At 71.8% G+C, this 4029-nt stretch carries 1 protein-coding gene; it reads left to right on the top strand.

Translation table 11 applies throughout. From position 1 onward, the window contains the following. Window positions 1-598: 598 nt before the first annotated feature. Window positions 599-4029: beta strand repeat-containing protein (locus V6M56_RS19410; protein ID WP_332686068.1), on the top strand; the 3431-nt coding region annotated here is incomplete at its 3' end.

The following is a 4029-nucleotide window of genomic DNA, read 5'->3' as shown; positions in this document are numbered from 1 at the left end:
GCGACAGCCCCCTCGGTCGGACAGGACGAGGCGGAGCATAAGCGAGGTTCCGGCGGCGGGGAGCGATTGCCGAATTATCCCCGCCGGCCCTCCCGCCATCGCGAGCGAAGCGAAGCAATCCAGGAGGGCTCGCCAAGAAAAGTGATCTTGCGCCCCTGGATTGCTTCGCTTCGCTCGCAATGACGAAAGAGGGCGAGCCTCCGTGTCCTGAACGCCGCCCTCGCTCGGCAAGAGGTGGCTGGTCGGGACGAGCCAGGCCATCGCGAGGAGGCCGATTCCAGCTCTTTCCGATGACAGGCCGCGATTGTGCCTTATTTGCCACGTGCCGCAAAGTTAACCGGTCGTGAACGCAACTTCATTGCATCCGCCGAGGCGCGACCTAGTCTGCCGCCGGGCTGGGAGCGATCGGGTGCGATTCAAGGACAGAGCGAATGCGAGCCTTGCGCGGCCCGGGCGGCGCGCCTTGCCGGCGGGCAGGCGGCGGGCTTCGCGCGTGCCTGCCGGTATCCTGCCCCGATTCGCGGAAATCGCGACGGTTCCGCGTCCTGCCCCGCTGCTCCTGCACCGGCCCGCCCTCGCCAGGCCGCCGGCGCTGCGCTTGGCCGCATTGCCCCTTCTCGCGCTGCTCGCCATGGCGCCGGCCACGCCTGCCGCCGCCGCTGGCGGGAAGGGCGGCAATGGTGAGCTCGGAGACGGCACGGGCGGTGCGGGTGGAGCCGACAGCGCGACCGGTCCCGGCTTCGCCGGGGCGAATGGGAGTCCTAGCTATGGCGGAGGTGGCGGTGGTGGGGCCGGCGCCGTCACCGGCGGCGCCGGGGGCTTCAACGCGAGCGGTTTGCCCGGCACCGGACAGGGCGGCACGGGCGGCGTGCACGGCTCGGTCGGCGCGACCGTGCCGGCCGGCGCCAGTACCGGTACCAATGGTGGCGCGGGACAGGCTGGCGGCGCCACCAGCGGCGGCGGCGGCGGCGGAGCCGGCGGCTTTGGCGCCGTCGTCACGGGGGCCGGGACGGTCGCGACGATCACCGGCACCATCACCGGCGGCGATGGCGGAGCCGGCGGCGGCAGCGTTGTCGACCAGGGCGGCTCCGGCGGCACCGGCGGCTTCGGCCTGATCTTCGCCGGCGGCGCCTCGGCGACCGCGCTCGTCATCGATGGCACGGTCCGGGGCGGCGCTGGTGGAGCGGCGGGCGCGGGTGGCTCGGGCTCGGGCGCGCACGGCCATGGTGGCTTCGGCATCGTCGGCTCCAACCTGCACATCACCAATAACGGCACGATTTCGGGCGGGCTCTATGGCGGCGGCGGGTTAGTCAACACCGCGGTCGTGTTCACGGGCGGCGACAATTCGCTGAGCTTCGGCAACGCCACCTCCGGCATCAATGGTGCGATCACGGTCGCGGCCGGAACACTGACCTTCGCCCAGCCGACCGACGTCACCGTCGCGAACGTCATCAGCGGTGGCGGTTCGGTGATCAAGACCGGCGCCGGGACCGTGACGCTGACCGGCGCCAACACCTATTCGGGCGGCACGACGATCAACGCCGGCAAGCTCTCGGTCTCGGCCGACGCCAATCTCGGCCAGGCGTCCGGCGGCCTCGCCTTCGGCGGCGGCACCTTGCAGGTCACCGGCAGCTTCACCTCGGCGCGCAATGTCACGCTGAACGCCGGCGGCGGCACTTTCGAGGTCGAGGGTGGCCAGTCGCTGCTCGTGACCGGCGACATCACCGGCACGGGCGGGCTGACCAAGAGCGGCGACGGCATACTCGTGCTGCAGGGCACGAGCGACTATTCCGGCGATACGCGGGTCGAGGCCGGCAGGCTGGCCGGCAGTTCCTGGGACGCATTCTCGGCGAACTCGAACTATACGATCGCCTCCGGCGCCGTGCTCGAGGTCGTTGCCGTGCCGGGCATCGTCGCCACGGTCGGCTCGCTGTCGGGGGTCGGCGATGTCGAGATCGGCACCGGCGCCTGGCTGGTCACCGGCTCGACGAATGCGACGACGACCTTCTCCGGCACGATCACCGGCAACGGCTCCTTCGAGTTCACCGGCACGGGCACGCAGATCCTCACCGGCACCGGCAGCACGATCGGCGGCGATCTCTCGGTCTGCGCCTGTGGCGGCGGCCAGCTCGTCCTGCGCGGCGGCAGCTTCACCGTCGGCGGCGATATCGTGGTCTCGGGCGGCACGCTCGTGGTCGAGCAGGGCGGCACGCTCGACAACGGGTCCGGCTTTTTCGAGATCGCCGGCACGGCCCGGATCGACGGCGCCGGCTCCTCCGTCACCACCGGCACGGTGGCGGTCGCGGGCTATGGTCCCACCACGGCGCTCACCGTCTCGGGTGGCGCGACCCTGAACTCGGTGCTCGCGGTGGTGGTGGCCGTCACCGACACGGCCTCCGCCACGGTCACCGGCACCGGCTCGCGCTGGACGATAAGCGGCGGCCAGCTCGTGGTCGACGCCGCACCGGACGAGGTCGCCTCGGTCACCGTCGCCGATGGCGGCCTGCTCGACCTCGCCGGCGGCGATATCCAGCTGACGACGCGGGCGACGCTCAATATCGGCACCGGCGGGCTGGCCGGCACGGTCGATGCCGCCGACATCCTCAACGATGGCCGCATCGTCGCCGACTTCACCGACATGGCGACGCTCGCCGCGACCATCGACGGCGTGGGCTCCGTCACCAAGCGCGGGGCCGGCACGCTGACCCTCACCGGCGTCAACACCTATACGGGCGGCACGGTGCTGGAAGGCGGTGCGGTCAGCATCTCCTCGGAGGCCAATCTCGGCGGCGTTTCGGGCGCGCTGACCTTGAACGGCGGCGTGCTGCAGGTGACCGGGACGGCGCTGACGCAGCTTGCGCGCGACATCGTCTTCGGCGCTTCCGGCGGCGGCTTCGACATCGCCGCGGCGGGCAACAGCTTCACGGTGACACAGTCGTTTTCGGGCAGCGGCGCGCTGTCGAAGGCCGGCGCCGGCACGCTCTTGCTCACGGGCACGCACAGCTACACCGGCGCGACCACGGTCTCTGGCGGGACCTTGCGGGCCGGGCGCTCCGGCTCGTTCTCCTCGGCCTCGGCCTTCAGCGTGGCGGGCGGGGCAGTGCTCGATCTTGCCGGCTTCAGCCAGAGCATCGGCTCGCTCGCCGGGGCGGGCACGGTCGCGCTCGGTTCGGGCAGCCTGACCACCGGCGCGGACGGCAGCTCGACGACCTTCTCGGGCGCGATCACCGGCACGGGCGGCCTGACCAAGACCGGCTCCGGCACTTTCACCCTGAGCGGGACGAGCAGCTATACCGGCGCGACCACGGTCGCTGGCGGCAAGCTGGTGGTCAACGGCTCGCTCGCCAGCGCGGTGACCGTGAATGGGGGTTCGCTCGGCGGCTCGGGCACGGTCGGCGGCATCGCGGTCGCGAGCGGCGGCACGGTCGCGCCGGGCAACTCGATCGGCACGCTGACGGTCAGCGGCAATATCTCCTTCGGCGTGGGCTCGACCTACCAGGTCGAGGTCAACGCCGCCGGCCAGGGCGACCGCATCGTCGCCTCCGGCCTGGCGACGATCAGCGGCGGCACCGTCGCGGTGCTGGCCGAGAACGGCAACTACGCGACGGCGACGAACTACACCATCCTGACCGCCGCGGGCGGGGTCAGCGGCCAGTTCGCCAATGTCACCTCCAATCTCGCCTTCCTGACGCCGTCGCTGAGCTATTCGGGCACGGACGTCACCCTGACCATGACGCGCAACGACGCCAGCTTCGGCCCTGACGGCTCGGGCCGGCCCTATATCGCCCAGACGCGCAACCAGGGCGGGATCGCGGTCGCGGCGGAGCGGCTCGGTTTCGGCAACCCGGTCTATGACGCGCTGGTCTCGGCGACGGCCGCCGAGGCGCGGGCCGGTTTCGACCTCCTCTCCGGCGAGGCCCATGCGCAGGGCGTTGCGGTCGCGATCGGCGAGAGCCGGCTGGTGCGCGAGGCGATCCTCGGCCGCCTGCGCGGGTCGTTGCTGACGCTGCCGGGTGCGCCGGTGGCGGG

The organism is Allobosea sp., assembly GCF_036675845.1.
In the GTDB taxonomy this organism is placed as follows: domain Bacteria; phylum Pseudomonadota; class Alphaproteobacteria; order Rhizobiales; family Beijerinckiaceae; genus Allobosea.
The sequence above is the reverse complement of the archived record's forward strand: the minus strand, read 5'-3'. Positions and strand labels throughout refer to the sequence as shown.